Source organism: uncultured Campylobacter sp. (assembly GCF_937949835.1).
GTDB lineage: Bacteria > Campylobacterota > Campylobacteria > Campylobacterales > Campylobacteraceae > Campylobacter_B.
Map to the genome: position 1 here is coordinate 1 of NZ_CALEDC010000395.1, position 4,006 is coordinate 4,006.

Consider the following 4,006-nt stretch of genomic DNA (forward strand, 5'->3'; position numbering starts at 1 on the left):
CACGCCTAAGGTTTCGTATAAACTGCTTGTGCTTGCCATTTTAATCCTTAAAATCTTAAAATTTATGTAGATTATATCATAAAACTTTAGTGAGTGTCAATCAAGTTTGCTAAATTCTATTTATAAATTTTAATTTTGCGTTAAGAATATATTAGCGGACAAAATTTATAATTCCGCCAAAATTTCATTATCACAAAGGAAGCAAAAATGAAAAAATCGATCATCATATCGATAGCTTTAGCAGGTGCGCTTTTTGGCGCCAGTATCGACATTAAAGAAGCTCCAAGCAATTATGAGCGCGTAAATCCGGGCTTTAATCAAGACGTGGTGCTTTCGTATCACAGCTCGCTTGCGGACGTAAAAAAATCCGTCGTCAATATCGCAACTAAAACCAAGATAAAAGCAGGCAATAGTCCGATGTCGCAGATGTTTGACGATCCGTTTTTTAAGCAATTTTTCGACTTTGACATTCCACAACAACAAGAGCGCGAGGGAAGCTCGCTAGGCTCTGGTGTCATCATCTCCGAAGACGGCTATATTGTCACAAATAATCACGTAATAGAAAATGCCGACGAAATCGTAGTTACACTACTAGAAGGCGATAAAGAGTATAAAGCCAAGGTAATCGGCACCGACCCTAAAACCGACCTTGCAATCATTAAAATCGACGAAAAAAACCTCTCTGCGGTTAAATTTGCCGACTCGTCCAAGGCCATGGAGGGCGATATCGTCTTTGCTATCGGAAATCCTTTCGGCGTGGGCGGCACCATCACTCAAGGCATAATCTCGGCGCTAAATAAAAACAATATCGGGTTAAATCAATATGAAAATTTTATCCAAACCGACGCTTCGATCAATCCTGGTAACTCAGGCGGCGCGCTAGTGGATAGCCGCGGCGCGCTTTTGGGAATAAATTCCGCTATTTTAAGTCGCGGCGGCGGAAATAACGGCGTAGGCTTTGCGATCCCTTCAAATATGGTAAAAGAGATCGCTGAAAAGCTCATCACAAACGGCAAGATCGAGCGTGGCTTTATAGGCGTCACGATCTCGGATATGTCTAAAGACCAAAAAGAGCTCTATGAAAGCAAAGAGGGCGCGCTAATCTCAAGCGTCGAAAAAGACATGCCTGCCGATAAAGCAGGCATCAAGCGCGGCGATTTGATTACCAAAATAAATGGCAAATCTATCAAAAACGCCAATGAGCTAAAAAATTTAATCGGCTCAATGGCTCCAGGAAGCTCAGTGGATGTAGAATTTGAGCGCGACGGCAAAAGCAAGAGCACGACTATCAAGCTAGACGCGATGAAATCCGACTCCACCACCTTAGGCTCAGCTGGCGAGGACTCAAAAAGCGCAATAGAGGGGCTAAAGCTAAGGACGTTAAATGACAGCTTGCGCCGCAAATATAACCTCGACGACGATGTCTCGGGCGCCCTCGTCTTAAGCGTCAAAGATGGCTCAAAAGCCGATGATTACGGCTTTGAGGTAGGCGACGTGATCATCCAAGTCGGTCAAAACGATGTCAAAAGCTCAGACGATTTCGATCGATATATCAAAGATTACAAGGGCAAAAAGACCCTAGTCTGGGTTATCAGACGCGGAATTCCGCAAGGTCTTGTAATCCGCTAAGCTTGATCCACCAAACTTTAGCTGCGAGAAACGCGCAAGCGTTAAATTTTAATCGCGGCAAGCCCGGGACAAAGCATTAGCGAAGCTTGCGAATAAGCTAGCAGAAACTTTTGAGATTTTGGGCTTTTTGACAAGCGGAATTCCTAGCTTTCGAGCATAAGAGATACATAAACTATAAAAAGTGCTTCCTGCAGGCATTAAAAGCTGCCGGAAGCCCTCTGTTATTTTAAACAGCTCCGAAAGCCCTTTGCCATTTCGAATACCGTTGAAAGCCCAAATTTCGCTTGAAATTCTTAGAATTTTGCTTTTTTGCTTTTGTTTTCACTTAGAATTTTTAAAATTTAACCCTCCACGCCGCTACTTTATCGTTTTTATCGCCTCGTCTGGGACTGCTTTAAAATTTTAATCTCTTTGCTAACAACATACCGCAAAAGTATGTGCTTCTAACCTAGAATTACTTCAAATTTTAATTCCTCTCGTATATTACTTCACTTTAAATTCTACAAATCCAAATTTTATAAAATTTATGCCCTACCATATTTCTGCTACAGAAACTATCACCTTTTTATTCTAGCGCTTTTCCAACTACGTCACTTCTTGGGAATTCCGCTGGCTAAATTTTAAAGTCGGAATTTTAAAATTTCATCATTTTGTAATCGTAATTTTTCGTTTAAGCTTCAATAACAAAAATAAGCTGAAATTTTACTTTATTATCGAAAACGTTGCATCGCAATACCCATTTTTTCGCATTAAGCTACTTTTTGTTAGGAATTGTATTAAATTTATTGTAAATAGGTATTTTTATAGTATAATGGATAGTTTTTATTTTTTACGAAGGATTACAACTATGAAAGATATTAAGATACCGATTATTTCCGGTTTAAGTTTGGCGGCATGCTTAGCCATTGCTCCTTCACAAGCTTTAGCCGGTAATGGAGTCATAACGGTAACTAAAAGCGACGGTACCCCAAGTCCGGCGGCGGTAGCGATGGTGTTTTGCATACTCCAGGCGGCGGGTATTACTCGGGTGGTTATGAAGGTGCCGGTAACGGAGGCGGCTCCAAAAATCATATAGTAACTATCACCGGAAATGCTTCAGGTACTGATATGTCTGGCTACAGTATATACGGCGGCGGTATGGGTCATCCTAGCATTACACCTACAACATCGGCCGATAGAAATCAGATCACCGTTCAAAACCGCGCTACCGTTACCACCGTAATAGGCGGTGAAGGCATAGGCGCAACAGGCAATACCGTAAACATAATAAATGCAACCGTTAATAGAGTCGTTCTCGGCGGCAACGGCACTTGGGCTGGAAAGCCAGGATATTCGGGAAACGCCGTCGGCAACACCGTAAATATCGAAGGCAATAGCCATATAATCGGCGATAATAACACCATGGGGAGCTTCGAAGCTATAGTATCGGGAGGTCGTGCTAGATATGGTCACTCTGCAGAAAATAATACGGTAAATATAAAAAGCGCAGCACAAATAGATAAATACAGGATAGAGGGTGCTACCATACACGAAGGTGGTTCCGCGAAAGGTAATGGCGTAAATATTACGGGCGCTATCGTCTTAGGCAACGGTCAAGAAATAGACGGCGCGGTATCGGTATCTCCAAATTCCGCTAGTACGTTAGAGAAAAACTATGTCGTCATAAACAGCGCCGGTGCTAAGCTTCAAAATATAACAGGCGCCAATGCCACTAGAGAGGGTATTACCACCGGAAGCAACGCTACGGCTAGCAAAAACTACGTAAAGCTACAAAACGGAGAGGTTCAATCTACTACGGGCTCATATATGGCAGCCGTTTCTAACGACAATTACTCTGAAATCAGCAGCGGAAAGGTTATAGGTGACGTTCACGGAGGCTTCGGCGGAGGTTCTGGTACCAATCACGTCGCTACTAGCACGAATGATTACGTCAAAATAAGCGGCGGCGAGATAGGCGGTAGCGCTTACGGCTTCCGCAACGTAAATGGAGAGATAAAAAGTAGTTACGTTGAAATGAGCGGAGGCAAAGTAGCACAAGATGCTATAGGCGGAAACAGCGTTAACGGCAAAATTTCAAACACCAAAGTAACTCTAAACGGTGGCAAAGTGAGCCACGATGTCATCGGCGGAAACAGCGTTAATGGCGACGTTACGGGCGCTAGAGTAGATATCAAAAAAGGCGCTACGATAGGTCATGATATCATCGGCGGTAGAAGCGAAAAAGGCAACGCCGAAAATAACTGGGTAGTAGCGGATTTAACCGGCAAAAGCGTCTTTCAAGTAATCGGCGGAACTAATAAAATCAGCAGCGGCAGCGGAACGGCAAACAATAACCACGTCCAAATAACCGGCGGAACACTAAATGGTCCTGCTCTAG

3 protein-coding genes are annotated in these 4,006 nt (G+C 43.1%); all 3 read left to right on the top strand.

Annotated elements, in window-relative coordinates:
• The first annotated feature begins 207 nt into the window (after positions 1-207).
• Complete coding sequence (locus Q0256_RS08925; protein ID WP_291937493.1) at positions 208-1,629, top strand: Do family serine endopeptidase; 1,422 nt, start codon at positions 208-210, stop codon at positions 1,627-1,629.
• Between the two features lie 847 nt (positions 1,630-2,476).
• Entirely contained in the window at positions 2,477-2,704 is a 228-nt protein-coding gene (locus Q0256_RS08930; RefSeq protein WP_297962322.1) for a hypothetical protein, read from the top strand.
• A gap of 32 nt (positions 2,705-2,736) precedes the next feature.
• Positions 2,737-4,006, top strand: a 1,270-nt coding sequence (locus Q0256_RS08935; protein ID WP_297962324.1) for a hypothetical protein, incomplete at its 3' end; no start/stop codon positions are given.